This window comes from Verrucosispora sioxanthis (assembly GCF_010560025.1).
GTDB classification, from domain to species: Bacteria; Actinomycetota; Actinomycetes; order Mycobacteriales; family Micromonosporaceae; genus Micromonospora; species Micromonospora palythoicola.
The window spans coordinates 58,131-83,666 of the sequence record NZ_SAIY01000004.1; the positions used below are offsets into that span (position 1 = coordinate 58,131).

General features: G+C 70.8%; 25 protein-coding genes, 1 tRNA gene and 3 pseudogenes. 17 read left to right on the forward strand and 12 right to left on the reverse strand.

Going from position 1 to position 25,536, the window contains the following annotated elements:
- Positions 1–1,482, reverse strand: a complete 1,482-nt coding sequence (locus ENC19_RS13000) for a cobyrinate a,c-diamide synthase (protein ID WP_164447463.1) — start codon at positions 1,480–1,482, stop codon at positions 1–3.
- 284 nt (positions 1,483–1,766) lie between these two features.
- On the opposite strand from ENC19_RS13000, the gene ENC19_RS13005 reads away from it, so the two are divergent.
- The gene (locus tag ENC19_RS13005) at positions 1,767–2,585 is read left to right on the forward strand and encodes an SURF1 family cytochrome oxidase biogenesis protein (protein WP_164447464.1); all 819 of its coding nucleotides are present in this window, start codon (positions 1,767–1,769) and stop codon (positions 2,583–2,585) included.
- 4 nt (positions 2,586–2,589) lie between these two features.
- On the opposite strand, the pseudogene ENC19_RS13010 reads toward ENC19_RS13005, so the two are convergent.
- The 4 genes and pseudogenes from ENC19_RS13010 to ENC19_RS13025 form a co-directional block, all read right to left on the reverse strand.
- A pseudogene (locus ENC19_RS13010) lies at positions 2,590–4,175 on the reverse strand (ATP-dependent DNA ligase).
- A 114-nt stretch (positions 4,176–4,289) separates the two neighbouring features.
- Positions 4,290–4,496, reverse strand: coding sequence for a hypothetical protein (locus tag ENC19_RS13015; RefSeq protein ID WP_093410448.1), 207 nt, complete (start codon positions 4,494–4,496; stop codon positions 4,290–4,292).
- Between the two features lie 70 nt (positions 4,497–4,566).
- Positions 4,567–5,913 (reverse strand): dipeptidase, encoded by a 1,347-nt coding sequence (locus tag ENC19_RS13020; RefSeq protein WP_208020901.1) that lies wholly within the window; start codon positions 5,911–5,913, stop codon positions 4,567–4,569.
- Between the two features lie 166 nt (positions 5,914–6,079).
- Positions 6,080–6,703 (reverse strand): uridine kinase family protein, encoded by a 624-nt coding sequence (locus ENC19_RS13025; protein ID WP_164447899.1) that lies wholly within the window; start codon positions 6,701–6,703, stop codon positions 6,080–6,082.
- A gap of 93 nt (positions 6,704–6,796) precedes the next feature.
- Between ENC19_RS13025 and ENC19_RS13030 the strand changes: the two genes are divergently transcribed.
- Entirely contained in the window at positions 6,797–7,198 is a 402-nt protein-coding gene (locus ENC19_RS13030) for a rhodanese-like domain-containing protein (RefSeq protein ID WP_164447898.1), read from the forward strand.
- Positions 7,199–7,226: 28 nt separating this feature from the next.
- Here ENC19_RS13030 and ENC19_RS13035 read toward each other — a convergent pair whose 3' ends face one another.
- The 4 genes and pseudogenes from ENC19_RS13035 to ENC19_RS13050 all read right to left on the reverse strand — a co-directional run bounded on the left by ENC19_RS13035 (position 7,227) and on the right by ENC19_RS13050 (position 11,493).
- Entirely contained in the window at positions 7,227–7,844 is a 618-nt protein-coding gene (locus ENC19_RS13035; RefSeq protein ID WP_164447466.1) for a hypothetical protein, read from the reverse strand.
- A gap of 32 nt (positions 7,845–7,876) precedes the next feature.
- Complete coding sequence (locus tag ENC19_RS13040) at positions 7,877–9,418, reverse strand: cobyric acid synthase (protein WP_164447467.1); 1,542 nt, start codon at positions 9,416–9,418, stop codon at positions 7,877–7,879.
- Positions 9,415–10,430, reverse strand: a pseudogene (locus ENC19_RS13045) (cobalamin biosynthesis protein). Before ENC19_RS13045 ends, ENC19_RS13040 begins: the two are co-directional and overlap by 4 nt.
- A 226-nt stretch (positions 10,431–10,656) precedes the next feature.
- The gene (locus tag ENC19_RS13050; RefSeq protein ID WP_164447468.1) at positions 10,657–11,493 is read right to left on the reverse strand and encodes a single-stranded DNA-binding protein; all 837 of its coding nucleotides are present in this window, start codon (positions 11,491–11,493) and stop codon (positions 10,657–10,659) included.
- A 348-nt stretch (positions 11,494–11,841) separates the two neighbouring features.
- On the opposite strand from ENC19_RS13050, the gene ENC19_RS13055 reads away from it, so the two are divergent.
- The 5 genes from ENC19_RS13055 (at position 11,842) to ENC19_RS13075 (ending at position 15,482) form a co-directional block, all read left to right on the forward strand.
- Positions 11,842–12,261: an HPF/RaiA family ribosome-associated protein gene (locus ENC19_RS13055; RefSeq protein WP_164447469.1), complete on the forward strand. Its 420-nt coding sequence runs from the start codon at positions 11,842–11,844 to the stop codon at positions 12,259–12,261.
- Positions 12,262–12,315: 54 nt separating this feature from the next.
- Entirely contained in the window at positions 12,316–12,522 is a 207-nt protein-coding gene (locus ENC19_RS13060; protein WP_164447470.1) for a hypothetical protein, read from the forward strand.
- Between the two features lie 79 nt (positions 12,523–12,601).
- Positions 12,602–13,639, forward strand: coding sequence for an alpha/beta hydrolase (locus ENC19_RS13065; protein ID WP_164447471.1), 1,038 nt, complete (start codon positions 12,602–12,604; stop codon positions 13,637–13,639).
- Positions 13,640–13,733: 94 nt separating this feature from the next.
- Positions 13,734–13,806 (forward strand) — tRNA-Arg (locus ENC19_RS13070).
- Positions 13,807–13,874: 68 nt separating this feature from the next.
- Positions 13,875–15,482, forward strand: a complete 1,608-nt coding sequence (locus ENC19_RS13075) for a tyrosine-type recombinase/integrase (protein ID WP_309246319.1) — start codon at positions 13,875–13,877, stop codon at positions 15,480–15,482.
- 208 nt (positions 15,483–15,690) lie between these two features.
- Here ENC19_RS13075 and ENC19_RS13080 read toward each other — a convergent pair.
- Positions 15,691–16,527 (reverse strand): annotated as a pseudogene (locus tag ENC19_RS13080) (IS5 family transposase).
- 321 nt (positions 16,528–16,848) lie between these two features.
- Between ENC19_RS13080 and ENC19_RS13085 the strand changes: the two are divergent.
- Both ENC19_RS13085 and ENC19_RS13090 read left to right on the forward strand, forming a co-directional pair.
- Positions 16,849–17,862 (forward strand): hypothetical protein, encoded by a 1,014-nt coding sequence (locus tag ENC19_RS13085; protein WP_164447472.1) that lies wholly within the window; start codon positions 16,849–16,851, stop codon positions 17,860–17,862.
- A 130-nt stretch (positions 17,863–17,992) separates the two neighbouring features.
- A complete protein-coding gene (locus tag ENC19_RS13090) occupies positions 17,993–19,027 on the forward strand; it encodes an NAD-dependent epimerase/dehydratase family protein (RefSeq protein ID WP_164447900.1) in 1,035 nt (344 codons plus the stop codon).
- On the opposite strand, the gene ENC19_RS13095 is transcribed toward ENC19_RS13090, so the two are convergent.
- Together ENC19_RS13095 and ENC19_RS30225 are read right to left on the reverse strand one after the other, a co-directional pair.
- Positions 19,007–19,798 carry a hypothetical protein gene (locus ENC19_RS13095; protein ID WP_235944773.1) on the reverse strand — a complete coding sequence of 264 codons (792 nt, stop codon included), beginning with the start codon at positions 19,796–19,798 and terminating at the stop codon, positions 19,007–19,009. The genes ENC19_RS13090 and ENC19_RS13095 overlap by 21 nt on opposite strands.
- Before the next feature lie 18 nt (positions 19,799–19,816).
- On the reverse strand, positions 19,817–20,275 hold the full coding sequence (locus ENC19_RS30225) for a hypothetical protein (protein ID WP_235944774.1): 459 nt from the start codon (positions 20,273–20,275) through the stop codon (positions 19,817–19,819).
- Positions 20,276–20,421: 146 nt separating this feature from the next.
- On the opposite strand from ENC19_RS30225, the gene ENC19_RS13100 reads away from it, so the two are divergent.
- The 8 genes from ENC19_RS13100 to ENC19_RS13135 all read left to right on the forward strand — a co-directional run bounded on the left by ENC19_RS13100 (position 20,422) and on the right by ENC19_RS13135 (position 25,535).
- Positions 20,422–20,664 (forward strand): helix-turn-helix domain-containing protein, encoded by a 243-nt coding sequence (locus ENC19_RS13100; protein WP_164447473.1) that lies wholly within the window; start codon positions 20,422–20,424, stop codon positions 20,662–20,664.
- 324 nt (positions 20,665–20,988) lie between these two features.
- On the forward strand, positions 20,989–21,249 hold the full coding sequence (locus ENC19_RS13105) for a DUF6284 family protein (RefSeq protein WP_164447474.1): 261 nt from the start codon (positions 20,989–20,991) through the stop codon (positions 21,247–21,249).
- On the forward strand, positions 21,246–21,455 hold the full coding sequence (locus tag ENC19_RS13110; protein WP_164447475.1) for a hypothetical protein: 210 nt from the start codon (positions 21,246–21,248) through the stop codon (positions 21,453–21,455). Before ENC19_RS13105 ends, ENC19_RS13110 begins: the two co-directional genes overlap by 4 nt.
- On the forward strand, positions 21,452–22,243 hold the full coding sequence (locus ENC19_RS13115; RefSeq protein WP_164447476.1) for an ABC transporter permease: 792 nt from the start codon (positions 21,452–21,454) through the stop codon (positions 22,241–22,243). Before ENC19_RS13110 ends, ENC19_RS13115 begins: the two co-directional genes overlap by 4 nt.
- Positions 22,244–22,333: 90 nt before the next feature.
- Complete coding sequence (locus ENC19_RS13120) at positions 22,334–24,508, forward strand: FtsK/SpoIIIE domain-containing protein (protein WP_164447477.1); 2,175 nt, start codon at positions 22,334–22,336, stop codon at positions 24,506–24,508.
- 147 nt (positions 24,509–24,655) lie between these two features.
- The gene (locus tag ENC19_RS13125) at positions 24,656–24,895 is read left to right on the forward strand and encodes a hypothetical protein (RefSeq protein WP_164447478.1); all 240 of its coding nucleotides are present in this window, start codon (positions 24,656–24,658) and stop codon (positions 24,893–24,895) included.
- Complete coding sequence (locus tag ENC19_RS13130) at positions 24,892–25,188, forward strand: hypothetical protein (RefSeq protein WP_164447479.1); 297 nt, start codon at positions 24,892–24,894, stop codon at positions 25,186–25,188. Before ENC19_RS13125 ends, ENC19_RS13130 begins: the two co-directional genes overlap by 4 nt.
- Complete coding sequence (locus ENC19_RS13135) at positions 25,185–25,535, forward strand: hypothetical protein (protein ID WP_164447480.1); 351 nt, start codon at positions 25,185–25,187, stop codon at positions 25,533–25,535. Before ENC19_RS13130 ends, ENC19_RS13135 begins: the two co-directional genes overlap by 4 nt.
- Position 25,536: the final 1 nt, after the last annotated feature.

Genomic DNA, 25,536 nt, shown 5'->3' on the forward strand with positions numbered 1-25,536 from the left:
TCAGGCCGACGGCCCGGCGGCCGGCCCGGACGCCACCGCATCGGCCGGGTCGCCCGGAGCGACACCCGCCGGCCCGGCCGGGGCACCGCCGCCGGGCCCGACCGGGACCGTGGCCGGCTCGGCCGCAGCGGCGGCCACCAACCGCGTCGCGATCTGTGGGTACGCCGCCCAGTGCGGAACGAGTTGGGAGGCGTGCACCCCCCGCCAGATGAACCCCTCCGGCGCGCCACCCGGCCAGCTCCACGCCGGGCGTTGCCCGCCCCGGGGGGTGAGGACCGCCCGGTGCTCCTTGTGCCCGATCACCACCTCACCACGGGCGGCAACCACACTGTCCCCCTGAGCGGTCGCCTCCCGGTAGCCGACCACCAGCCCGTCGCGCAGACTGCCGATCGCGTCGATCACCCCGCACATCGGCAGCCCGTCGAGTTCGCGGGCCAGCCAGAGCAGGCCGGCGCCCTCGGCGACCACCGGACGGCCGGTGCGAGCCAGTTCGGCGACCGCGATGCAGAGCCGCCGGTTGGCGGAGAGCTGCTCCGCGTACGACTCGGGCAGCGCTCCGCCGACGACCAGGGCACGGGTGCCGGCCGGCAGCGCCTCGTCGGCGAACGGGTCGAGCGTCATCACCTGCGCACCCGCGGCCCGCAACAGCTCGGCCGTCTCGGCGTGACTGAAGCTGCCGCCCGGTCCGCCGAGCAGCGCCACGACCGGACGAGCGGCGCCGCCGGGCCGGGCCGGGGCGGCCTCGGTAGTGTCCGGCGGCGACCATTGCGGCACGCCCAGCGCCGGTGCCGAGCGAGCCAGCCCGAGCAGCCGCTCCAGGTCGACCGTGGCGGTCACCGCCTCACCCAACCGCCGTACCGCCCGGCTGGCCTCACCGGCGCCTTCGAGCACCGGCACCACGCCGTGCCGGCGCGACGGCAGCACCGAGGGCAGATCCTGACGGCGCAGCGCCCCGTAGACCGGCACGCCGATATCGTCGAGCGCCTCACGCAGCAGCGCCTCGTGCCGGGCGGAGGCGACCCGGTTGAGGATCACGCCACCGATCCACAACTGTTCGTCGTACGCCCGGAAGCCGTGTACCAGGGCGGCCACCGACTGGCCCATCGCGGCGACGTCGACCACCAGCACCACCGGGCTGCGCAGCATGGTGGCGACGGCGGCGGTCGACTCGGTCTCGCTCCGGCCGGTCAGGCTGTCGTACAGACCCATGCTGCCCTGCACCACGGCGAGGTCCGTGCCCTGCGCACCGTGCAGCAGCAGCGGGGCGAGGCGTTCGGCACCGACCAGCCGCGGGTCCAGGGTGCGCCCGGGTCGGCCGCTGGCCAGCCCGAGGTACGCCGCATCCACCTGATCGGGCCCGATCTTGAAGCCGGCCACGTCGAGGCCCCGGTCGGCGAGCGCGGCGAGCAGACCGATCGCCAGCGCGTTCTTGCCGTGTCCCGAGGAGGGGGCACTGAGCACCAGACGCGGCACGACGGTCATCATCGACTCCTCGCGAGCGGTCGGCGTGCCGACCGTCGGCGCGCTCCGCCCGCGTGACGATAGCTGAACCGGACGCCGTACACGCACCCTCCGCCATCCCGTCCGGGCCAGGTCAGCCGGTCGGTGGCGGACCGCCCCGACGCGGGTACGCTCCGCCACGACGAGGTCCCCGGCGCCGAGTTCCGGTCGGGGCCGCTGCCTGCGGCGGCTCGGTGCCGACAACGGCGCGCGGACGTCGCGACGGCTCGGCACAGTGGCGGCGGTCACACGGGTAACCTCGTGGCGTGTACCGGTTCCTGCTGACCCCGCGCTGGCTGGGCCTGCTCGTGCTGGCCCTGGCCGCCGCCGTGGTGATGGTGCTGCTCGGCAACTGGCAGCTGGACCGCTACCACGGCCGGACCGCGATCAACGAACGCATCGACGCCGGCCTGCGGATGGATCCCGTGCCGCTGCGCGAGGCGCTGCCCGCGCCGACTGGCGGCCCGGGCGCCGTCGGTGCCCCACCGGCGGAGGAGCGAACCTTCACCCGGGTCACCGTGACCGGCCGGTACGACACCGACAACATCGTCCTGGTGCGGGGCCGCACGGCTGAGGGCCGGGTCGGCTTCGAGGTGGTCACCCCGCTGCTGCTCGCCGACGGCACCGCCGTCCTGGTGGATCGAGGCTGGATCCCGCCCGCCCCCGGCGGGGCGGTGGCACAGCCGGACGTGCCACCGACGCCGGCGGGTGAGGTGACCGTCGAGGGTCGGGTGCACGCGAGCGAGAGCGGCGACGCCAAGGTGTCCCGCCGCGAGGGCCGCCTGGAGAGTCGTCGGGTGTCCGTGCCTCAGCTCGCCGGCGAGCTGCCCTACCCGGTGCACGGCGCGTACGTCCTTCTCGACGAGCAGACTCCGGCCGCCGACCCGACGTTCCGGGCGGTGTCGATCGGCCACACCAACAACTGGCAGAACCTCGGCTACGTCGTCCAGTGGTGGATCTTCGCGGCGATGACCCTGGTCGGCTACGGCTGGATCGCTCGCCGCGAGGCCCGCCGGCTCGCCGGCGTGGTCGATGAACGCCCCCGCGACCGGGCCGCCGACTCCGGCACCCCCGCCGTCACCTGACCACTCAGCCGGGTGGGCGGCCCGCGTGGATCGCCCGGACGGCGTCGATGGTGTCGGCCTCGGCAGCGGTCTTGTCGTCCCGGTAGCGGACCACCCGGGCGAACCGCAGGGCCACCCCGCCGGGATAGCGCGAACTGCTCTGCACGCCGTCGAACGCGATCTCCACGACCTGCTCGGGTCGGACCCGGACGACCCAGTCGCCACGGTCCACGGCGAGCCCGAGGAAGCGTTCGGTCTGCCAGCGCAGCAGCTCGTCGGTGAGCCCCTTGAAGGTCTTGCCGAGCATCACGAACCCGCCGGTGCCCGGGTCACGGGCGCCCAGGTGCAGGTTCGACAACCACCCGGTGCGTCGGCCACTGCCCCACTCCACGGCGAGCACGACCAGGTCGAGGGTGTGCCGGGGCTTCACCTTGACCCAGGCGGCGCCGCGCCGGCCGGCGTCGTAGGGCGCGCCGGGCGCCTTGACCACCACGCCCTCCTGGCCTGCGTCCAGTGCGGCGGCGAAGGCTTCGCCGGCCTGCTCCGGGTCGTCCACCTCCATCCGCCCGACCAGCAGCGACGCGTCGGCCGTGCCGCGCAGCGCCGCCCACCGCTCCCGGCCCGGCAGGTCGATCAGATCCACCCCGTCGAGGTGCAGCAGGTCGAAGAAGTACGGCGTGAGCACGGTCGCACCGGTCCGTTCGGCGGCGGCGCGCACCGCCGGTGCGACCGGTGCCCCGGCGGCGGGACCGGCGGACCCGGCCCGGCGCGCAACGGCACTGGACGTCTGCTGGAACGGCAGCGGCCGGCCGGCGGCGTCCAGCCCGATGGCCTCCCCGTCGAGGACGATCTCCCGGGCGGGCAGGGCACGCACGGCGGCGACCACCTCGGGCACCCGGGTGGTGATCTCGTCGAGGCTGCGGGAGAAGACGGCGATGTCGGAACCACTGCGGTGCACCTGGATGCGGATGCCGTCGAGCTTCACGTCGACCACGGCGGGCACCCCGGTGGCGGCGAGCGCCTCGTCGACGGTGGACGCGCTCTGCGCCAGCATCGGCGCCAGGGGCCGGCCCACCCGGAGACCGAACTCGGCAAGCGCGCTCGCCCCGCCGCCGAGAGCGGCCACCGCCACCGCCCGCAGGTCGCCGGCGAGCAGCAGCGCCCGGCGTACGACGGCGACGGGCACCTCGGCGGCCCGGGCGATCGCGTCGGCGAGCAGCCCGGCCTGGGCACCGTGCCGCAGCTCGCCGAGAACAGGCCGGTCAGCAGGCGTTGCTCGTCGGCGGTGGCAGCCGCGTAGAGGGCGTGCACCAGGGCCCGACGGCGAGCCTGCGAGCCCGCGCCGTGCACGGCCGCGATCTCGTCGATCGCGGCGTCCACCGCCGACACGCTGAGCGTCGGTTCGGTCGCCGGCGGTGGCAGGTCGCGCAGGCTGGCCCAGCCGACCCCGGTCTGCCGCTGGCGCAGCTCGCCGGCGAGCCAACCGGAGCCCGCCGCCACCTCGGGCGGGTCGAGCCGCCGCAGGGCATCGGCGAGCAGCTCCACCTTGGCCCGCCGACCGCTGGTGGCGCCGACGGCCGCGGAGGTGGCAGCCAGGTCCAGGAACCGCACGACCTCATCCTGCCAGCCACCACCGACAACCGGCGCCACCTGCGGACGGACCCGACCGGCGCGACCTTTCTCCGTGGTCCCGACGGCCACCCCACCACCCGGCGGTCGCCGACGTCAGGCCGGCACCGGTTCCTCGATCCGCAGCCCCCGGGCGCGGACACCGTCGGCGATGCGCGACAGCGACGCATCCAGGGCGACCAGCGCGGCGGACAGTTCGCCGAGCTGTTCCTTCAGCGTGTCCTCGGGCCACGCGGAGACGTCGACGTCCCCCAGAGCGATGACGGCGGCCTCCAGGCGGGCCAGAACCTCGTTCGTACGCATGTTCGAGAGGCTACAACAGCCCCGCGTCCGACACACCGGAAACGGCTACCGGCGGTGCGAAGTTACGGGTTCACCCGCGACCCACCTCAGCCACTCCGGCCAGCAACAACGCCTCGGCGAGGCAGACCCGGGCGAACTCGCCGAGGTGCAGGCTCTCGTTCGGTCCGTGGGCACGGGCGTGCGGGTCCTCCACCCCCGTCACCAGGATCGCCGCCTGCGGGAACATCTCCTGGAAGGTGGCGATGAACGGAATGGAGCCACCGACCCCGATCTCCACCGCGTCGGTGCCGTCCCACGCGGTCCGGAAGGCCGATCGGGCCGCGTCGAACATCGGGCCGCTGGCGTCGATGACGCAGGGGGCACCGTCGTGCTCGAAGGTCACCTCGACCTGTGCGCCCCACGGTGCGTGCCGCTCCAGATGGGCGCGGAGCGCCGCGTACGCGCGCTTCGGTTCGTCGCCCGGCGCCAGCCGTACGCTGAGCTTGGCCTTGGCCGCCGGAACCAGCGCGTTCGGCGCCTCGCCGGTGGCCGGGGCGTCGATGCCGAGCACGGCGAGCGCCGGCTTGGTCCACAGCCGGTCGGTGATCCGGCCGGTGCCGAACAGCCGCACGCCGTCGGCCAGCCCGGCCTCGGCGCGGAACCGGTCCTCGGGGTAGTCGACGCGGGCCGCCTCCCGGCCGACCAGGTCGGCCACCGCCACGTTGCCGGCGTCGTCGTGCAGCGTGGCGAGCAGCCGGACCAGGGTGGTGAGCGCGTCCGGGACGGCACCGCCGAACATGCCGCTGTGCACGGCGTGGTCCAGTGTGCGCACCTCCACGAAGCAGTTGACGATGCCGCGCAACGACGTGGTCAGCGCTGGTACGCCGACATCCCAGTTGGTCGAGTCGGCGATCACGATGACGTCGGCGGTGAGCTTGTCCCGGTGCTCGGCGAGCAGCCGCTCCAGGGAGTCGGAGCCGTACTCCTCCTCCCCCTCGACGAACACGACCACGCCGACCGGCAGCCGGTCGCCGAACGCGCGTAGCGCCGCGACGTGCGCCATGATGCCGGCCTTGTCGTCGGCGGCACCCCGCCCGTACAGCCGGCCGTCGCGCTCCACCGGCTCGAACGGGTCGGACTCCCACAACGTGGGGTCGCCGATCGGCTGCACGTCGTGGTGGGCGTAGAGCATCACCGTCGGGGCACCGGGCGGCGCCGCCCGACGGCCGATGACGGCGGGCTGACCACCGGCCCGCGCCACCTCCACGTCGAGGCCGCAGCCGCGCAGCAACTCGGCCACCGCCTCGGCGGAGCGCTCCACGTGCGCGTGGTCGAAGCCGTCGAAGGCGATGCCGGGAATGCGGACGAGGCGCTCCAGATCGGCCCGTACGCCGGGCAACTCCCGCGCGACGGCCTCCCGCAGGTCGGACTCGGTCATGATCGGTGTGGTCATGACCGGCATCGTATTCCGGCCTTACCCGACGGCGCTGCGGGCGTGGCTGGTTCGGAGCACCATCGCAAACCCGGAGCGACAGGCCGGCGCACCGCGGCGCGACCGAGCACCGTGGCGCGACCGGAGTCAGCAGGCGGTCCGGTCGGTGTAGTCAGCCGCGTCGGCAGTAGTAGCGCTCGGCGGCGTGCGGCAGGACCGGTGCGCCCTCGACGACCAGGTCGGCGCGGGCCTCGGTGCCGTCGGCGGCGAAGTGGGCGCGTTCGGTGACGTGCCAACGACGCAGCTCCGGCAGGATCGCCGGGCCGTCGCGGGCCACCGCCCGGTCCAGCCGCAGCGGCTGTGGGGCGGTGACGAAGACCGCCAGGGTCAGGCTCGCCACGGCGGCCGTCCGGGCCGCGCTGACCCCCTCCACGATCAGCACCGGCGCGACCGGCACCGGCACCGGCGTGGGCAGGAAACGCCGGCGTACCCAGCTGTACCGCCGGTAGGCGCCAGGCCGCTCGGCGCGTACCGGCGTCAGCACCTGCTCCTCCAGCCGCTCCCAGAAGGTGAGCTGGTCGTCCCACCCGTCGAGCAGGTCGTCGGTGTGCACCACCGGTGGCCGGGTCGCTTCGGGCGTCGCACCGGCGAGGGCATCGGCCAGACGGGCCGCGAAGACCGTCTTGCCGGCGCCGCTGGGCCCGTCGACGGCCACCAACCGGGTACGCCCCAGCCGGGCCGGCCCCGCCAACACCCGTCGGGCCAGTCCGGCGTACGCCTCGAAGACCACCACCACGGACACCGACGTTACCGATCGGGTTGTCCCGGGCCACTTCGGATCGCACGCCCGGGCGCCGGGCGGCATGCTCGTGGCGTGTCCCATTCCGTGATGAGTCCCGGCGTCGAGGCGTTGCTGGAACAGGCCCGCGCGGGCATGACCCGGTTGACCCCGCAGGAGACGGTGCAGGCCGCGAGCCGTGGTGCACTCCTGATCGACACGCGCACCGACGCGCAGCGTCGGGAACAGGGCGACCTGCCCGGCGTCATCGTGATCGACCGGACGGTGCTGGAGTGGCGACTCGACCCGGCCAGCGACTGGCGGATCCCCGAGGCCACCGGGTACGACCTTGAGATCGTGGTGATGTGCCGGCAGGGGTACAGCTCCAGCCTCGCCGCCGCGAGCCTGCGCGCCCTGGGCCTGCACCGGGCGACCGACATGATCGGCGGAGTGGAGGCGTGGCGGTCGGCCGGCCTGCCCTTCTCCGACCAACCCGCCGACGTCCGTTACTGAGCCGGATGCGGCCCGCACGAGGATGCGCTCAGGCCGCCATCAACGACAGCGCCTCCTCCGCGTAGGTGACCAGCAACGCTTCCGCCTCGTCCTCGTCGGGCACCTCGGTTGCCGTGGACATTAGATCGAGCATCACGGACACCTCGCCGCGTGCCACGTGCAGCGTCGCATGACGTGCCGCCACCGGTTCGGGAAGATCGAGAATCTCCAACCCCTGGTCGACCGGCAGGATCCATACCCAGGCGCCGTCACCAAGTTGCGGCACCTCGTGCCAGGTGCCACGAGCCTGCGGCTTCGGTTGCCGGGGCAGTCCTTCCCGGGCTCGCTCCGGGGATTCGGCGAGCGACACGGAGACGGTGAGGACGTGCATGGAGACCGGGTCCCGTCGGCTCGCCCCGAGCGTGCACTTGCTCATGCGCCGGTCCGGCCGGGGCGGCCACTCACGTGTCTTCGGGGTGCCGCCGTTCAAAGCCACCAACGGCTGCGGGTCCAGTTGCGCGCACAACTCCTCGACCAGGTGGTACCCGGTCTGCGGCGCTGGCGGGGCAACCGGTTCGGATGGCGAGCTGGCGCAACCGGCCAGCAGAGCGGCAAGCAACACCGACGGCAGCACAGCGGGCCGGCGCCGACGAACGAGCAACGTCACGGCGAGATCCTGCCATGACTACGCGGTGCGGATCAGCCCGGCGGAGCGCCGGGTGGAACGAACGGTAGGTCGGTCGGGGGACCGTCCTCGACGAGTCGCCACAGGGCGTCGGTGTCCAGGTGCTCCTCGACCAGATCGCCGAGCAGGTCGAGATTGCGTTCCCGGGCGGCGGCGAAGGAGGTGTCCGGCGCGACCCGGAAGCCGGTACGTCCGGCGAGGCGGGCCGCCCGGGTGAGGAACCAGCGACGGAACTCGTCGGACTCGAACGTGCCGTGCCAGTGGGTACCGTGCACGACGCCGTGCATGGCACCCTCGTCGGCGCCACCGGTGTACCGCAGCAACGGGACCAACCGGGGGTCGGCGGTCGAGACGTGACCGTGGTGGATCTCGTAGCCGTGGACCGGAAGGTCGCCCTCGGCGCTGCCCACCGCCGGCCGGACCGTCTTGCCGCGATCGAAGGTGATCTCGATGGGGAGCAGGCCGAGACCGGGCACCGTGCCCTGCCGGCTCTCCACCGGGTCGTGGATGACGCGGGCCAGCATCTGGTAGCCGCCGCAGATGCCGAGCACCGGACGGTTCGCCGCCACGTGCGCCGTGACGGCGTCGGCGAGGCCCGTCTCGCGCAGCCAGGCCAGATCCGCCACTGTCGACTTCGAGCCGGGCAGCACCACCAGGTCGGCGGCGGCGAGTTCGGCCGGCTCGACGGTCAGGCGTACCCGCACCCCTGGCTCGGTCGCCAGCGCCTCGACGTCGGTGGCGTTGCTGATCCGGGGCAGCCGCAGCACGGCCACGTCGAGCCAGTCGGTGCCGTGCGGGGCGGCCGGGCGACCGAGCACCCGGCCGTAGGCGAGGGAGTCCTCCGCGTCGAGCCACAGGTCCAGCGCCCAGGGCAGCACCCCATACGTCGGGCGTCCGGTGAGCTGCCGCAGCATCTCCAGCCCGGGGGCGAGCAGACCCCGGTCGCCGCGGAACTTGTTGACCACGAAGCCGGCGACGAGGGCCTGGTCGGCGGGGTCGAGCAGGGCGAGGGTGCCGAACATCGCGGCGAACACACCGCCCCGGTCGATGTCACCGACGACGATCGTGGGCAACCGCGCGTGCCGGGCCAGCCCCATGTTCACGTAGTCGCCGTCGCGCAAGTTGATCTCCGCCGGGCTGCCGGCGCCCTCACAGATCACCACGTCGTACTCCGAGCGCAGCTCGGCCAGGGCCGCGTACGCGGTCTCGGCAAGCCGGGGGCGCAGGGTCCGGAAGGTGCCGGCGGTGATCGTGTCGACCGCCTCACCGAGCAGTACCACCTGGCTGGCCAGGTCGCTGCCCGGCTTGAGCAGCACCGGGTTGAATCTCAGGTCCGGCGCGAGCCCGCAGGCCGCCGCCTGCATCGCCTGGGCGCGGCCGATCTCGCCGCCCCGGCCGTCCGGCCCGAGCACCACGGCGGAGTTGTTCGACATGTTCTGCGCCTTGAAGGGCGCCACCTTCACGCCTCGCCGGTGCAGCCACCGGCAGATGCCGGCGGTGAGCACACTCTTGCCGGCATCCGAGGTCGTCCCGGCCACCAGCAGCCCACCGCTCACCGTCGCCCCACCCGCCGAGCCGCGTTGCCGGCCAGCGGACCGGCCCGGCGGGCGGCGGCAGCCACCAGGCGACCCGCGGTCAACGGGTACGCCACCGCGAGACCGAGGGTCGCCAGCCCGACCGCCCGGGAGATGCGGGCGGCCCGCGCCAGGTGCCGTGCCTCGGGACGTGGCCCGTCACCGAGGAACGGACGCACCTCCACGCGACCGAAGTACACGTTGCGCCCGCCCAGCCGTACGCCCAACGCGCCGGCCATCGCCGCCTCGCACTGCCCGGCGTTGGGGCTGGGATGGTCGTCGCGGTCCCGCCGCCACACCCGCCAGGCCCGGGCCCAGTCGCCCTTGCCGGCCGGCGCCAGCGCCACGGTCAGCAGCCCGGTCAGCCGGGCCGGCACCAGGTTGAGCAGGTCGTCCAGGCGGGCAGCCGGGGTGCCGAACCGGGCGTACCGAACATTGCGGTGGCCCACCATCGCGTCGAGAGTGTTCGCCGCGCGGTAGCCGAGCAGGCCGGGCAGCCCGGCGACCGCACCCCAGACCAGCGGGGCGACCACCGCGTCGGAGGTGTTCTCCGCCACCGACTCCACCGTCGCGCGCGCGATCTCGGGCTCGTCGAGCGTCGACGGGTCCCGCCCACAGAGATGCCCGAGCCGCTGTCGGGCCGCCGGCAGGTCGCCGCCGCGCAACGACCGGCCCATCGTCTTCGCCTCGTGGCGCAGGCTGCGCCCGCCAGCACCGCCCAGGTGCCGGCGGCGACGAGCACGGCGCGGGCCGCCGGCCGACGCCGGGTGCCCACCGTGGCAGCCACCCCCATCGCCACCGGCGCGCCCACACAGAGCGCGGTGAAGATCGCGCCGGCCAGCCGTTCCGGGCGGTAGAGGCGACGTTCCAGGGCGGCGGCGGCCCGGCCGAATCCGGCCACCGGGTGCCCTCTGCGCGGGTCACCGAACAGCGCGTCCAGCGCGTAGCCCGCGACCAGTCCCGTCGCGTTCGCCACAGCACCCGCGTGTCGCACGGCATGTCACCCCGGGCGGTCAGCCCTAGCCGAGTCGTGCCGCCCGGATCGTGCCCGGCGGAGCCCGCCCACGCCGCGGCCGTACCCGGTGGCGCCACGTCGGCCGATGGGTGACCGGGCCCGTCGCCGAGACCCGGTCACCTCGGCACCGGGGGCCGATCGGCGAGCCGTACACCGTCGGGCGGGGTGCCCGGTCACCAATCGTCGCCGGCGAGCTTCCGGGATGTCAGACGGGCTGTGGCAGCCGGCCGCGCCCTCGACGACCACGCCCGGTCGCGGCATCGCCCGCCCCCGATTCCTCCGGGCGCACCGCCAGCTCGGACTCGGTCGCGGTGGCGTCGGCGGGCACCGGAGCCAGTTCGTCGGCGACGCCTTCGCCCGCGTCGGCGAAGTCGTCGAACTCCGGCGAGAGGTGGTCGTCGCTCGACGTCTCGGAGCCGGGCGTCGAGTCGGACCTGACCGCCGAGCCCGGGTCGAAGCCGACCGTCGAGCCTGGGTCGAAGGCACCGGGCCGACCAGGGTGACGTTCGCCGGCCGAACCAGCCCCGAAGCCGGACATGTCGGCCAGTTCGAAGTCGTCGTCGACCGGGCGGTGGTCGAACCGGGCGGGCGCCTCGTCATCCGGAACCGGCTCGGTCGGCTCTCCCTGCACCCGCCGCTCCGCGTCGGCGTCGGAGACCGCGCTGGTGGCCAGGGTGGGCCGGTTGCGCAGGAACCTTCCCCGTCCCCGGGACAGGTCGTGGCCGACCGCGACGGCCTCCAGCTCGTACAGGGTGCGGTGGTTGCCGGCGTCGTCGACCCAGTCACGGGTGTAGAGCCGGCCGCAGACCACCACCGGGTCGCCGACCATCACCGAGGCGGCGACTCCCTCGGCGAGCTTGCGCCAGCAGTTGACGCGTACCCGCAGGCTGTTGCCGTCGACCCAGCGTCCGCTGTCCCGGTCGAGGCGTCGAGCCGTTGAGGCGACCTTGAAGTTGGCCACCAGGGTGTTGCTCTGGGCGGTGCGGCGCCATTCCGGCGCAGTCAGAACATTTCCGACAATCGTCATGTAGGTATCGAACATCGTCCCTCCTTGAGGGGTCCGGGGCCTGGCATCGGCGAGTCGACTCGCCACCGAGCCTGCGGTCTTGCGGCCGCCCCGAACAGCCCAGCAGGTGGCACCTGTGGACGACCGGACCAGCTGTGGACAAACGCCTGATCAAGGTCCTGATGTGGTAGGCCGATCGCCCCTGCCCGCCGGGCGACCGGCCATCGATGATCAATAGGAAGCGGAAATGGTCACGTTCCGGACGGAGCCGACCTGGGTAGGGATCCCTACAACCGCACGCGTGAGCACGACGTCGAACGAAAGGTCAGCGATCATGATGATGACCGTCACCCGTTCCGCCCGCCCCACCGGGCAGGTGCGGCGATGAGCGCCGTGCAGAACCCCGCCACCGTGGCCACGTGCCTCAGGCTGGGTGCGGGCTTCTCCGACCGGGAGCGGAACCGCATCGTCGAGCAGTTCGCCACGCTCGACGCCCGCCTGGCCGGCTTTCACGCCGACGCCACCGACATGGAGTTGTCGGTGAAGGACCGGGAGGCCAAGGGCCAGAAGGTCACCCTGGAGTGCTGGATCGCCGGCCGGCAACGGGTCGTGGCCACCTCGACCGAGGAGGACCTGCACGCCGCGCTCAACGACGTCCGCGACGACCTGCGTCGCCAGTTGAACGACGCGAAGACCCGGCAGGAGCCCCGCAACAACAAGCACCTGCGGGTCAACGAACCGCCCGGCCCCGCCACGCCAACCGACGAGTTGGCCGGCGCCGGGACGACGACCGACGAGAGGTGAGCGCCGGGCCGGGGCGACGCAAGCCCCGGCCACGCCACCGTGGAGGTGAACGACATGCCCAACGTGCAGCAGCCCGAGATGCGCCGCAGCGGCGAGACCCGGCTGGTCCAGGACAGCGACGGCCCGATCGAGGGCGGTTCGTCCTCGGCCCGGCGGGAGCACCGCTCGGTGCCGGTCGACCAGGTGTCGCCGTACGGTCCCGATCGGGGGCGGGCCACGACCTTGCAGGAGCCGTCCGGCCGGGAGGCCGTGGGCGACTGACCAGCGAACAGCCCCCGTCCGCCGGGTGCCGGCGGACGGGGGCTACCGCCCGGTAGCCAGCCGGCGTACCGTCGGCGAGGTGGAACCGGACGTGCTTGGCCCGCCCTACGAGCGGGAGATCATCGACCTGGGCCGGGACGACGAGGGCCCGGTGGTGGCGACGCTGGTCCGGCGCCGGGCCGAGCGCCCCACCGGACGGGCCGTGCTCTACGTGCACGGCTTCGTCGACTACTTCTTCCAGACCCACGTGGCCGACTTCTTCGCCGCGCGCGGCTGGGACTTCTACGCCCTCGACCTGCGCAAGTACGGTCGTAGCCTGCTGCCGCACCAGACCCCGAACTTCTGCCGTGACCTCGCCGACTACTTCCCCGAGCTGGACGCCGCCGCACAGCTCGTCCGCGACCGGGACGGGCACGAGACCCTGCTGGCCATGGGCCACTCCACCGGCGGCCTGATCCTCTCCCTGTGGGCCGACGCCCGCCGCGACGCCGGGCTCGTCGACGGGCTCTTCCTCAACAGTCCCTTCTTCGACCTCAACGCCCCCTGGTTCGTACGGCGACCCCTCGCGGCCGCCGTCGCCCGCCTGGGCCGCAGGGCGCCGCACCGCATCCTCCCCTTTTCGCTCGGCACCGTGTACGGCGAGAGCCTGCACGCCGACCATCGCGGCGAGTGGACGTACGACCTGGCCTGGAAGCCACTTGCCGGCTTCCCTGTCCGGGCCGGCTGGCTGGATGCCATCCGCACCGGCCAGCGGCGGCTGCGCGCCGGCCTGGACATCCCGGTGCCGGTGCTGCTCGCCTGCTCGACCCGGTCGTTCCGGGGCACGAAATGGCAGGACGCGGCGACCCTGGCCGACGCCGTCCTCGACGTCGAACACATGGTCCGCTGGGCACCCCGCCTCGGCCAGCACGTCACCGTGTCCCGCTTCGACGGCGGCCTGCACGACCTCACGCTCTCCGGCCCCGCCGTACGGGAGAAGGTCTTCGTCGAAGTCGGCCGATGGGCCGACGCCTTCCTCGGCGCCGGACCGACGACGACTCACCCGACCCCGCCGCAGCCCCGACCCTCGGCCGAGGAGGAACACCCGACGCCGACCCACTCCCCCGCGGACGCCTGATCCTCGCCGACACCCGGCCGCTACGCCCGGCCTGACCACCCGTTTCACCGGGCGAGGGCCGGGCGGCGGTACCCTTCTCGCGCGATACCACATTGCGCCCGTAGCTCAGCGGATAGAGCAGGGGACTTCTAATCCCAAGGCCGCAGGTTCGAATCCTGCCGGGCGCACAGCAACTTTCCTCCTCTGAACGCCTCGCGTGGGGCTATTCGTGGTGCGAGCGAGCTACGGTGGCCCCGTGGCAGCCTCGAACGGACGCAGCAAGCGCCAGCGCGGCGAGATCGAAACCCTCCCAAGCGGGTCACTGCGGGTGAAGGTCTATGCCGGTGTCGATCCGATCAGCGGCAAGCGGCACTACCTGACCGAGACGATCCCTGCCGGTCGCACCGCCGCCAAGGAAGCCGAGAAGGCGCGTACGCGGCTGCTGGCCCAGGTGGACGAGCGGCGGAACCCGCGCACCCGCGCCACGCTCGACCAGCTCCTTGACCGGTGGCTTGAGGTGGCGGACATCGAGGCCACCACCCGCATGGGCTACGTGAACAAGCTCAACAAGCACGTACGGCCGGTGCTGGGCAAGTTGCCGGTTGGCCGGCTCGACGCCGAGACGTTGGAGTCGTTCTACGCGAGCCTGCGCCGCTGCCGCGACTGGTGCGGCGGCAAGGCGTACGTGAAGCACCGTATGGAGGGCGAGCACACCTGCACCCCGAAATGCCGGCAGCACGTCTGCAAGCCGCTCAGCGCCTCCTCAGTCCGCCAGATCCACTGGATCCTGAGTGGTGCTCTCAGCCGTGGCGTCCGGTGGCGCTGGATCGCCGTCAACCCCGCCGGCCAGGCCGAACCGCCCGCGCCACCGCACCCCGACCCTCAGCCACCGAACCCTGCCGATGCGGCTCGCATCATCAACGAGGCGTGGCGCGATCCAGACTGGGGCGCGCTGGTCTGGCTCGCCATGACCACCGGCGCCCGACGCGGCGAGCTGTGCGCGCTGCGTTGGCACCATCTCGGCCTGGCCGCCGGTGTGCTGACGCTCCGCCGTAGCGCCTACCTCGATGAGAACGGCGAGCTACGCGAGAAGGACACCAAGACGCACCAGCAGCGGCGGGTAGCGCTTGACCCGGAGACGATCGAAGTGATGCGCGAGTTGCACAGCCGGTACCTCGACCGCCTGGCGCAGCTCGACGCGGACGCCGACCCCGCCGACTACGTCTTCTCCCCCGAGCCGGACAACAGCCGTGGCTACCGGCCCGACACCATCACCCAGCGGTACGGCCGGCTAGCCACCCGACTTGGGATCGACAGCCACATCCACGCTCTTCGGCACTACTCGGCAACTGAGCTGATCAACGCGGGTGTCGACGTGCGGACGGTGGCTGGACGACTCGGCCACGGTGGCGGTGGAACAACGACGCTCAGGGTCTATGCAGCCTGGCTAGCGGAGTCGGACCAGCGGGCCGCTGGCACATTGGCTGCCCGAATGCCGATACGTCCCTTGACGCCCCCTCGGCGCGCCGTGCCGAGTAGCCCTTACCAGACAATCGCCACCAAGCTACGCCAGCAAATCGCGACCGGTCTACTCCGCCCCGGAGATCAACTGCCTGCAACCGCCGAACTGGCCAGGACTCATGGGGTCTCAGAGGCCGGTTCGCAGTACTACGTCCGTTTCGGGTTGAGGGTGAACACGCCGGGTTGGTCTTCGGTGAGGACGTGGTGGTTGACCATGCGTTTCAGCTTTGCGCGGGTGCCTTCGACGTGTTTCGGTAGGGGTTCGACGCCGAGTGCGAGGCAGATGCCTTTGGCGCGCATACCGGTGGGTGCGGTGCTGAGGATGTGCAGGATCTGCTGGTAGGGGGCGCTGGCGATGGTGGGGTCGTCGGCGGTGAACTCGGCGGCGGCGAGGGTTTGCAGGGTGGTGCGGGTGGTCGCCAGGTCGGCCAGTTCGTTGTCGAGGCGGGCGAGTTCGCCGGTCAGCGCGGTGATCTGCTCGCGGAGCCGGTCGGTGTGCCGGCGTGTGGTGGTCTCCCGTTCGGTGATCAGGTCGAGAACGGTGGGGAGGTTCACCGGTGCCGCCAGGAGGGTGTGCTGTTCCGGTCAGCCGCCGCACGATGTTCGCCGTCGAGGCCCACAGGGTTCGGGACACCGCCGATTCGGGTCGGCTTTCGTACTCGCGTGTGAGGCGGCGGTGCAGCATCAGGGTGCCGTTGACCTGCTCGACGATCCACCGTCTGCGGATCGGTACGAACCCGGGACGGGTGTCGGAGCGTTTGACGACCTCGACGTCGACCCCGAGGACGGCGCCGTGCAGGGCGAGGTCCTGTTTGAACCCGGCGTCGACCCAGGCGCGGCTCACCGTCGGAGTGTGTTCGACGACCTTGTCGAGCAGCCGGATACCGATGGCGTTGTCAGTGACCGACGCCGCGGTCACCACCACCGCGATGATCAGTCCCAGGGCGTCCACGGCCAGGCCCCGCTTACGCCCCGACGCCTTCTTCGCCGCGTCTTTGCCGGTCGTCGCGGCCGGGACGTGGTTCGCCGCGCGGATCGACTGGGTGTCCAACACGACCGCGCTCGGATCCTCCCGACGGCCGACTTTTTCCCTGGCCTGGCAGCGCAGCAGATCGTGGATCACCTGGTCGGTGCCGTCGTCGCGCCACAGGGCGAAGTAGTAGTAGGTGGCCGACTTCGGCGGCAGGTCGTGCGGCAGGTACGTCCACTGACAGCCCGTCCGATTCTGGTAGAAGATCGCGTTCACGATCTCCCGCAGGTCGTAGTCACCCTCACGACCAGACACCGACACCGCGACCCGGCTTGGCCTTCCACGCCTGCAGAAACGGTCCAATCAGCTCCCACTGCTCGTCGCTGACGTCACTGGGATACGGTTTTCGATCACCCATGACCGGGCTAACGCCGCAGCCGCCTCACAGTCACGACCAAGACTCACATCCCATAGATCGACCTGGTGCTGTAACAACAGCGAACCCGCCGGAAGGCCGCCAACCGGACGCAATGCATTAGACCAGATCAAGTTACTGCGGACCGCCCTCTCAGTAGGTACCGCCCACCGCGCAGTCGCGCTGCTGGCAGCAGAGGGGGTTATAAGCGTTGTTCGAGGCCGACGCGCGACCATCAGCCCTGCCCGGAGGGCAGCCGGCGGAAGCAGGGACAGCGCGGAGCGTCAGACGGCGACGCGCGGAAGCAACGTGCAAACATAGCCTGTGGACACACTGGATGATCTTGATGAACAACTGCGGTCTATTGGTGCCGGGTTCGGCAGGGTTCACCTCGGTATCACACACAATCCGCATCTCAGTGCAGATGAGCGAAGCAGCTTGATAGATCTGACCATTCAACCATTCTACGCTTTTGAGGAGTTGACGAACCAAATATCTATTGAAGAGGATTTGATCCCCAATAGTCCAGATTTCCCGCTGATGATGGCCTCGCTCGAAACGACTGTCAGCTCGGCAGGACAGAAGATCCTAACAGCAGAGAAGCCTGAAGTCCTAGATGCTTTGCTCAGCATTATTTGGTGCCTCGGCGACGTTTTTGCCCAGTGGCAGGCTGCGGCGAGCCCAAACAGCAGGGAGCGGCGAGAACGCGACTTCAAACGCGAGTTGATTCAATCGGCCAATTTGGCCCTCGGACGCCTCAAGGAACAAGAGTCATTCCGCAAACTCCACCGTGAGGTTGTGCAAATCGCAGAAGACGCCCAAGAAGCGGCAGGCATAACCGCCAACAGCGAGGTTGCATCCTTCTACCAAGAGAGAGCCCAGCAGGAGCGACTTCGCTACGTTCTCTGGAACTCACTGCTAATCGCAGCCTCAAGCGCCGCCGCCATCGTCGGATGGTTCGCCGTCAACCGAACCGCCGACGCAACACTTACAATCCACGAATTTGCACGCATAACAGTCGCTCTACCAATCTTCGCCTTCGCAGTCTATGCTGCCAGGCAAGCCAGCTACCATAGGAACGCCGAGGCGGAAGCAAATCTGACAGCCGTGCAACTCAAGACCGTAAAGGCATTCACCGATGCCCTAGACGCCACCTCCAAGCAGGAAATGCTCCGCCTGCTCGGATCGAGGATTTTCGGCGCCGCTCCGCCACTCTCATCGACAGAGGCTACAGATAAAGACTACGATAATCCATCTACCGAACATGGCCTGCCGGCACTACTGGAGGAATTGAAGAAGCTCATCCCGAGCCAGAAGGCTAATAACAGTCCTCAATAGTTGAACTGAGAATCCCGCCTCGGGTCGCCGATGCGGCAGACTGTTAGGTACGGTGGCCACGCCCGACGCGCGTAGGTGCTAAGGACGACCGGCCAGGTTGCCGAGCCACCGCAGTCGGCATGATGGTTCCATGCATTTGCTGGTACTCGGCGGAACCTGGTTCGTGGGACATGCGATCGTCAAGGCCGCGATCGACGCAGGCTGGGAGGTGACCACGTTCAACCGGGGCACCTCCGATCCGTTCCTAAAGGCTGCGCGGCCCGTTCGGGGAGACCGCACTCGCCCGGAAGATATCGCTCGCCTAGCTGCTGCTGGATCCTGGGATGCAGTGGTCGACACCTCTGGGTACGTCCCGGCCAACACCCTCGCCGTGGCCCGTGCGCTTGCGCCCGTTTCCGGCTACTACGTCTTCGTGTCGTCAGTCAGCGTCTATCAGGACTGGCCGGCGAAGCCGCTCAGCGAGCACTCCGATGTGCTCTACTGCCCGCCGGACGCCAGCCCGGACTACGGCACTGATATTGAGGACGGACCCACCCAGTACGGCTACCAGAAGGCCGGAAGCGAGGCAGCGGCGGTCGCTGCGTTCGGAGTGGACCGCACGACGATCCTGCGTCCCGGCGTGGTGCTCGGCCCCCGTGAGTACGTCGGCCGCCTGCCTTGGTGGCTACGCCGTGTGGCTGCCGGTGGCGAGGTGCTGGCGCCAGGCTCGCCCGATCGCACGATCCAGCCGGTCGACGTACGCGACTTGGCCGCGTTCACGCTGCACGCCATCACCGAGCACCTGTCCGGCCCGTTCAACGTCTGCGCCCCGGTGAACGGCGCGACCTTCGGCGACATGCTGACGGAGTGCGCCCATGTCACTCGATCCGATCCGTCCTTCACCTGGATTCCGGATGACGCCCTGCTGAGGTACGGCGTACGTCAGTGGTCGGAGCTACCGCTGTGGCGCACCTTCGACGGCGTGTGGCGAGTCGAGACGAGCGCCGCGCAGGCCGCCGGGCTTCGGTGCCGGCCGCTGGCCGAAACGGTGCGCGACACCTGGCGGTGGATGGTGGAGAGCGGCGAGGTCAGCGCCCACGATCGAGCCGCCGAGATTGGGATCAGCCGAGAGAAGGAAGCACAGGTGTTAGACGCCTGGCGACGGTCAGGTGAGCGGACGGGCTGAGGTTTCCGACAGCCACACCGAGATGCGCTCGGCGAGCTGGCCCGCTTCCGCGTCGCCGTTCCATGGCGCCTCGCCGAGTAGCCGCTCGATCCGTGAGAGCCGACCGGTCAGGGAGACGTTGCGCTTCTGAGGCGGCAGGTCCAAGACGGTACGCAGCGTCTCCGCCGCGCCGTCCTTGTCTCGCATGTAGAGGTGCGCCGCGGCTACGTCGATGTGCGTGCCGTTGATCTGTGAGTACGGCTGGCGGGCCGCTGGCAGCGACTCGTACACCCGTAGTGCATCTCGGGCGTACTTCGCGGCCTGCTCACCGTTGCAGAGATCAAGCCACGCGGCAGCGGCGCAAGCTGCGGCCCGCGCGTCTCCGAAGGCGAACTCCCCGCCAATAGAGGTCGAAAGTTCGTCGGGCTGGCTCTCCGCCGAGTCCCTGTCTCGCCGAGCCGCTTCAAGGACAGCGGCAACCGATGCAGAGTCGCCAAGGAGGGCGTGAGAGCGAGACGCGATGTAGCGCAGCCTCAGTCGTGGCTCACCCTCCGGTGCCGCCCGCATCGCCCGAGCGAAGTAGCTAAGGGCTGCGTCCGGCTCGTTGCGCCAGTTCGCCAGCGTCATTTGCAGGCCGTACGTCCATGCCTTTAACGAGGCGTGTCCGGCCAGGTCGGCGTACTGGGTCGCTGCCCTGGCCAGGGCCGCCGACTCGTTCCAGTGCCCGAGGTCGAAGGCGGTAGAAGCCATCAGCGACGTTCCTTGGCCGATGATGATGTACAGGTCCGCCAAGTCGAGTGGCCGACGGGTTCACTCGGCGAGCGTCCGCGCCTCATCGCGCAGCCGCCGTGCGCTCGAAAAAATGTCGAAGGCAGCCATCCCGCCCGACCGCGCCAAAAGCGCCATGTCCTGCTGCAATGCTTCGATGGAGTCATGCGGTACTCCGATGCTCGCCAACAGCGAGTCATTCGCGATTGCGTCGGCAGCGTCGCTCACGAAATCACCAACAACGGCGCCGCTACCGCTGCTTCCCTCATCGGTTGACGTCCGGCTGATGCTCATGTAGAAGCGCGACCGTGCCGAGTCGGCGAGCCGGTCCAGTGCGGCATTCAGCAGTTCTTGATTGGCGTTACCCAGCACGGTGTCCGGCCGGCTGTGCCAGTAGGCGACGGTCCGCACCGCGATGCCGAGCCAACCGGCGAATCTCTCGTTGGTCATGCCTGCGGCGGCCTGTAGCGAGCAGGCAAGGCGCCCTGTCCACTGATCCACCGTCGCCACCGTGGTCCCCCGTGCGTGTTGCATCGGATTGCCGCGCCGTTGCACTGGCCTTGCATGGGCGGATCGCCCGTCTTCGACTTCACTGGGTGCCAGCAAGCCAACACGAACGATAACCACAGACTACTGAGGAGAGTCCCGTGGCTGAACCCCTCACCGCTCGGCAGGATCGCCCTCGTTTTCGATCGGTGGCGGACACCGCAGCGATCCTCGGCATGTCGGAGGTGACGCTGTACCGCGCGATCCACGCCGGGCAGTTCCCGGCCATCAAGGTCCGGGGGCGCTTCGTGATCCCCGCCCGCGCCATTGACGACATGGAGGAGATCGCACTGACGCACGGCCTGGTCGACGCGAGTAGCTACGCACTACGGCCCGCGAGCTAACCGGCCCGCTTTGGCCCGGGCGGCGCGGGCGGGATGTCGTGCTCCCGCGCCAGCTTCCGAATGTAGGCACTGCTGAAGGGCGACAGCCGCTCAACCTCCGCCGGACCGATGCCCGCTCGGAGAGCGGCAACCACTGCCGCCACCACCGTCTCGCGCGCGGCCTCATGTGCCGCCTCGGTTCGCTGATACCGCTTCGTAGCTGCTGAGAGCACATCCCGCGCGTCACTCATCGCACCAACATACCGCTACCCCCTTGCGCAACAGATCTGCGTATCGCTACGGTGTTGCGCAACAAGGGAGCGCATCATCAGATGCGGCCCGAGGATGGAAGGACACAACGTGACCAGTTCCGACGACTTCCCCAGGTCCGAGCCGAGCAGGACCGAGTTGGCCGAGATCGAGCGCGAAATGCCGCTGATCGACGCCGAGGTGCTGCTTCTCGACGCCCAGATCACGGTCTTGACCAGTAACGGCGGTCCGACTGACTTGGACTGGCAACGGTTGCGCCGGGCGCAGCGCCGAGTGCTGCGAGAGGCCCGCGCGTTGCTGGCTACCAAGCCCAATTGGGGAGGTAGGGCCGCATGAGCCGCCGCTACCCCCTACCCCGCCCGACCAACGACGCCCGTTTCACGTTCGGTCTGGTGCTGGATGTGGCTCAGGTGCTCGCCGAGCACGGCAATCCGTCGATGGCTGAGTCCTACGACGGGTGCGGCGCGGATCTGCTGGCCCTGCAACAAGCCCTGTTCTCGCTCATCTACGGCACTGACGTTCCGGAGGGACACCTGTCATGACCGCTCCCACGTTGTCGGCCTTCCCTCGACCGGTCGAAGACCTGATCCCCGCCGCCCGTGACCTGGCCGACCGGCTGGGTGAGCTCCCGTCGCGTAACCGCATCAAGAAGGAACTGCGGGTGGGCGGCCCGAAGGCAGACGCGATCCTCGCCGCCCTCACCCGCACCGACACCCCATCGGCCACCGAGCCCACCCCGGACTCGGCCGTCACCACCCCGGACCCGATCGCCGACCCGGCCCCGGTGGCGGATCTGCCGCCGGTCGCCGACGACATGCCGCCGGTCGTGTCGGAGCAGGCAGCACCCGTCGTAGACCTGGGCACCAACATCACGACGGAGGCGGTCCCGGCCGACTCGGTGGACAGCCGGCGGGCGGTGGTGTGGCCGGTGGTGTTGCTGGCGTTGCCCGCGTTCGTGGCGATCTGGTCCGGGTGGGTCGGGCTCGGTGGGCTCACCGGGTTCGGGGTAGTGCATCCGTTGCCGGGGATCTGGGACAGCTTCTCCATCAACTCGGCGATCACTCTGCCGATCGGGGTGGAGACGTACGGCGCGTATGCCCTCTACGTGTGGCTGTCCGGTCGAGTGCCGGAGCGGGCGCGCCGGTTCGCGAAGTGGTCGGCCATCGCGTCGCTGCTGGTCGGCGCGGCCGGGCAGGTCGCCTACCACCTGTTGGAAGCGGCCGGGGTGACCTCGGCCCCGTGGTGGATCACCACCGCCGTCGCTTGTCTGCCGGTGGCGGTCCTCGGGATGGGTGCCGCGTTGGCGCACCTGGTCCGTTCGCACGACTAGCTAGCCCGGCGGCACAGCTCACGGCCTAGGAAACCCGCTGTGCCGCCGGTCCCCCTACCGATCCGACAGACCGTTGGAGGAACTCCCATCATGACGTCCCCCCACGATGACGACCGTTTCGACTGGCAGGCCGCCGAACGCGACTTCACCGACAGTCCGGACGCGGAGGTGGTCGACCTCGACGCCGCCCGCGCCGCCCGCAACACCGCTGACCCCGACGACGACGGGCCGGTGCTGGTCGACTCGCCCGCCGCGCAGTGCTCGCCGCGGTTCACCCTCGACACCGTGCGTACCGGCCGGCGTCGCCCGATCCTGCCCGCCTGGCTGCGGTCCCGCGCCGAGCTGGTCGACATGATGCGGTGGGCGGTCGGGCATCTGCTGTACACCACCGCCTACCACGCCACCCGCCTGCCGAAGTACGTCGGCAAGCTCGCCCTGCGTGCCCCGGCCGGGGCGTGGCGACTCGCCTGCGGGGCTATCCGGTGGGTGTTCGACTGGGAGGGTGAGCAGCTGCGGCAGGCCACCTCGCAGACCCGCGAGGGTGAGCTGTACCTGAAGCTGTCGCGGCAGCGTGACCGGCGGGTGCGGTGGCGGGGCATTGTCGCCACCCTCTCCCTCTCCCTCTCCCTTACCGGTGGCCTGGCGATGCTGTGGGCGCCGACGTGGGCGCAGTGGGCCGTGCCCGCTCTGCTGGTCACCTTGTGTGGGCTGGCCGGGCAGCCTGCCGATAAGCCGCTGCTCGACACCGCCGTGGTTGTTCCCCGCGTGGCCCGCCTGACCTCCGATGTGGTGGTCCGGGCGCTGGCGGTGCTCGGGATCTCCGGTATCAGCCAGGCCATCGCCAAGCAGGGCAACCGCGCCATCGCGTTCACGGCTCCGATCACCCGCGACGGCCCCGGCTGGCGAGCCGACATCGACCTACCCCCAGGCGTCACCGCCGGAGACGTGATCGAACGCCGGGACCGGCTCGCCGCTGGCCTCACCCGCCCCCTCGGCTGCGTTTGGCCGGAAGGGCAGCCGGAGGTGCACCCGGGCCGGTTGCTGTTGTGGGTGGGGGATCAGGACATGGCCGCCACCCCCGCGAAGCCGTGGCCGCTACTCAAGACGGCAGGAGGGTTTGATTTGGGGCGTCCGGTGCCGTTCGGCACCGACCCGCGCGGCCGGGTCATCTCCATCGACCTGCCGTACACCAACCTGCTGATCGGGTCGATTCCTGGTTACGGCAAGACCGCCGCCACGCAGGTTCCGGTGTTGGCTGCCGCGTTGGACCCGTACGCGGAATTGTGGTGCTTCGACTTCAAGGGCACCGGCGGCCTCGACCCCTTGGAGAAGGTGTCCGCGCGGTATGCGTCGGGGCAGGACGACGACACCGCCGAGCAGGGCTTGTTGGCGTTGCGGGAGCTGCGCAAGGAGTGCCAGCGCCGCGCCGCCGTCCTCAAGGGACTCCCGAAGGCGGTCTGCCCGGACAACAAGGTCACCCCGGAACTGGCTCGCCGTAAGAAGTTGGGTCTGCACTGGCTCGTGGTCGCTCTCGATGAGGTTCAGGAGCTGTTCTCGCACGCGGAGTTCGGCAAGGAAGCCGGGGAACTGGCCGAGAAGGTCATCAAGCTGGGCCGCGCCCTGGGCGTCATCCTGATCGTGGCCACGCAGCGGCCGGACGCCAAGAGCCTGCCCACCGGGGTCAGCGCGAACGCGGGGACGCGGTTCTGCCTGCGGGTCATGGGCCAGATCGAGAACGACATGATCCTCGGCACCAGCGCCTACAAGAACGGCATCCGCGCCACGATGTTCGCCAAGAAGGACAAGGGCGTCGGCTACCTGGTCGGCGCGGCCGACGACGCGCAGATCGTCCGCACCTTCTACGTCGACGGCCCGACCGCCGAGAAGATCACCGACCGCGCCCGCGCCCTACGGGAAGCCGCCGGCACGCTGACCGGGCACGCCATCGGGCAGGTTGCGCCGACCCCGGCCGCCCGCCGGGACACGCTGCTCGACGACATCCTCACCGTGGTCCCGGCGACCGAAGCGAAGGTGTGGACCGAAACGCTCACCGAGCGCCTGGCCGAGCTGAACCCCGAGGCGTACGGCGACCTCACCCGCGACCAGTTGACCGCCGCCCTCAAGCCGTACGGCATCACCACCGGACAGGTATGGGGCACCGACCCGACCACCGGCAAGGGCGCCAACCGGCGCGGCATCGACCGCACCGACATCACCAATGCGGTAGCGGAGCGCAACAAGCGGCGAGGCGACAAAGCCGCCTAACCCGGACAGCCACGGGTCGCTAGGTCTAGCGGAACCCCCCGCTAGACCTAGCACCCCCGCTAGCAACCCATCCCAACCCTGGCCAGCGCCCTAGTTCCTAGCGGCGCGAGCCCTCTGCACCCTCAAACCGGCTCGTGGAGGCATTCCGTGACCACCATCCTGCTGCTCGCTAGCCTCACCACCCTCGGTTACACAGCGTGCTACCTGGCCCTGTGTGCGGCCTCGCCGTGGGGACGCTGCCGCCGCTGCCGAGGTGCCCGCTACCACCGCACCGCCATCGGCACCCGCCGCGACTGCCCCCGCTGCGACGGCACCGGCATCCGCGTCCGCATCGGTCGCCGCCTCATCGACCACATCCGCGCCGAGTACCGCGACGGTCACCGATGACCGCCCGCGTCGCCGACCACACGCCGTGGTGCGGCCGGGACCACCGATGCGGCCTCGGCGAACACCGCTCACCCGAAATCGTGATCGACCTTCCCGGCCACGCCCGCGCCGTCCTCGTGCGCGTCCGCACCGCCGCAGGCCGCGAGCACGCCGAGGTCCGTGTCCGCGTCGCCCTCGCCCCCGGCGAGCCGGCCGCCCGCCGCCAACTGGCCGAGCTGCTCGCCGACCTGCGGCACACCGTCACCCGCGCCGCCGTCACTGCCCGACCCCGCCCACGAAAGGCCACCCGATGACCACCACGACCGCACCCAGGTTCACCAACTCCCAACGCGGCTACCTGATCGTCTGCGCACCCGTCCGACTCACCCCCGGCGTGCTCGCGCACCGCCCCTCCCGAAACGTCATCGGTGGCGCCGAGGACAACCCGAGCAACGGCGCTCGGCTGGTGTTCACCACCGACAAGCGGTGGGTCACCACCCCGGCCTGCCAGCCCGACCCCGAGCCCGACGACCCGAACGCAGGCCGCGGGTGGGCCGAGTACACCGCCGGGTGGGTTGACCACCGGGGCGCGTTGGCCTGCCCGACCTGCTTCCCCTCGGCCGCTGGGTCGGTTGGGATCGACGAGACGGTGGAGGGCTGAG

Excerpts from the sequence above, each read along its gene's own strand:
- ENC19_RS13000 (WP_164447463.1), bottom strand. The coding sequence starts at position 1,482 with ATGACCGTCGTGCCGCGTCTGGTGCTCAGTGCCCCCTCCTCGGGACAC.
- ENC19_RS13015 (WP_093410448.1), bottom strand. The coding sequence starts at position 4,496 with ATGCGTACGAACGAGGTTCTGGCCCGCCTGGAGGCCGCCGTCATCGCT.
- ENC19_RS13020 (WP_208020901.1), bottom strand. The coding sequence starts at position 5,913 with ATGACCGAGTCCGACCTGCGGGAGGCCGTCGCGCGGGAGTTGCCCGGC.
- ENC19_RS13030 (WP_164447898.1), top strand. The coding sequence starts at position 6,797 with ATGAGTCCCGGCGTCGAGGCGTTGCTGGAACAGGCCCGCGCGGGCATG.
- ENC19_RS13050 (WP_164447468.1), bottom strand. The coding sequence starts at position 11,493 with ATGTTCGATACCTACATGACGATTGTCGGAAATGTTCTGACTGCGCCG.
- ENC19_RS13055 (WP_164447469.1), top strand. The coding sequence starts at position 11,842 with ATGAGCGCCGTGCAGAACCCCGCCACCGTGGCCACGTGCCTCAGGCTG.
- ENC19_RS13060 (WP_164447470.1), top strand. The coding sequence starts at position 12,316 with ATGCCCAACGTGCAGCAGCCCGAGATGCGCCGCAGCGGCGAGACCCGG.
- ENC19_RS13090 (WP_164447900.1), top strand. The coding sequence starts at position 17,993 with ATGCATTTGCTGGTACTCGGCGGAACCTGGTTCGTGGGACATGCGATC.
- ENC19_RS13105 (WP_164447474.1), top strand. The coding sequence starts at position 20,989 with ATGGAAGGACACAACGTGACCAGTTCCGACGACTTCCCCAGGTCCGAG.
- ENC19_RS13110 (WP_164447475.1), top strand. The coding sequence starts at position 21,246 with ATGAGCCGCCGCTACCCCCTACCCCGCCCGACCAACGACGCCCGTTTC.
- ENC19_RS13115 (WP_164447476.1), top strand. The coding sequence starts at position 21,452 with ATGACCGCTCCCACGTTGTCGGCCTTCCCTCGACCGGTCGAAGACCTG.
- ENC19_RS13120 (WP_164447477.1), top strand. The coding sequence starts at position 22,334 with ATGACGTCCCCCCACGATGACGACCGTTTCGACTGGCAGGCCGCCGAA.
- ENC19_RS13130 (WP_164447479.1), top strand. The coding sequence starts at position 24,892 with ATGACCGCCCGCGTCGCCGACCACACGCCGTGGTGCGGCCGGGACCAC.
- ENC19_RS13135 (WP_164447480.1), top strand. The coding sequence starts at position 25,185 with ATGACCACCACGACCGCACCCAGGTTCACCAACTCCCAACGCGGCTAC.